Below are 238 nucleotides of genomic sequence, written 5' to 3' on the forward strand. Positions count from 1 at the left end.
TATAGATCTGTTCGGGGTAGTGCGTCTCGGGCATGCGGGTGATGTGCTCGTCGATGTCGGCCTGGGTCACGCTCTCCACGCCCGGGTGCTTGAGCACCTCGCGCAGGGTGCCGCAGTCGCCGCCGCCGATGATCACCTCGCGCTTGGGGGCGGCGTGGGTGTACAGCACCGGGTGGCTGATCATCTCGTGATAGAAGAAGTTGTCCTTGCTGGTCAACATGATGGCGCCATCGATGGT

Annotated in this window: 1 pseudogene; it reads right to left on the bottom strand. The window is 63.0% G+C overall.

The features are described from left to right. A pseudogene (locus tag ACQG3P_RS23110) lies at positions 1–238 on the bottom strand (polyamine aminopropyltransferase); the annotation flags it as partial.

The organism is Stenotrophomonas sp. SrG (assembly GCF_050031795.1).
Taxonomy (GTDB): Bacteria; Pseudomonadota; Gammaproteobacteria; order Xanthomonadales; family Xanthomonadaceae; genus Stenotrophomonas; species Stenotrophomonas rhizophila_A.